The 1,027-nt window shown below is 70.6% G+C and carries 1 protein-coding gene; it reads left to right on the forward strand.

Translation table 11 applies throughout. From position 1 onward, the window contains the following. Positions 1-1,027, forward strand: a 1,027-nt coding sequence (locus ACWC9T_RS42085) for an HAD-IC family P-type ATPase (protein WP_449826285.1), incomplete at both ends; no start/stop codon positions are given.

The raw sequence follows: 1,027 nt of genomic DNA on the forward strand, positions 1-1,027 counted from the left end.
ATCGCCCTGGTCGAGGGCGCCGCCCGGCAGAAGACGCCGAACGAGATCGCGCTCAACATCCTGCTGGCCTCGCTGACCATCGTCTTCCTGGTCGCCGTGGTGACCCTGCAGCCGATGGCCACCTTCGCGGGCGCCCCGCAGTCGATGATCGTCCTGGTCGCCCTGATCGTGGCGCTCATCCCGACCACCATCGGCGCGCTGCTGTCCGCGATCGGCATCGCCGGTATGGACCGCCTGGTCCAGCGCAACGTGCTGGCGATGTCGGGGCGCGCCGTCGAGGCCGCGGGCGACGTCAACACCCTGCTGCTCGACAAGACCGGCACCATCACCCTGGGCAACCGCCAGGCCGCCGAGTTCCTGCCCGCCCCGGGCGTGGGCACCGACGAACTGGCCAGCGCCGCCCAGCTCTCCTCGCTGGCGGACGAGACCCCCGAGGGCCGCTCGATCGTGGTCCTGGCCAAGACCGAGTACGGTCTGCGGGCCCGTGCCCAGGGCGAGCTGACCCACGCCACCTGGGTCCCGTTCACCGCCCAGACCCGCATGTCGGGTGTGGACCTGGACGAGTCCGACGGTGTCCACCAGGTCCGCAAGGGCGCCGCCGGCGCCGTGACCAACTGGGTTACCGAGAACGGCGGTTCGGTCGGCGGCGAGGTCTCGACCCTGGTCGACGGGATCTCGGCCGCGGGCGGTACGCCGTTGGTGGTGGCGACGAAGATCGGCTCGGCTCCGGCCAAGGTTCTTGGTGTCATCCACCTCAAGGACGTGGTCAAGGAGGGCATGCGGGAGCGCTTCGACGAGCTGCGCCGGATGGGCATCAGGACCATCATGATCACGGGCGACAACCCGCTGACCGCCAAGGCGATCGCGGAGGAGGCCGGCGTGGACGACTTCCTCGCGGAGGCCACGCCCGAGGACAAGATGGCCCTGATCAGGAAGGAGCAGGAGGGCGGCAAGCTGGTCGCGATGACCGGCGACGGCACCAACGACGCCCCCGCGCTCGCCCAGGCCGACGTCGGCGTCGCGATGA

This window comes from Kitasatospora sp. NPDC001159 (genome assembly GCF_053598235.1).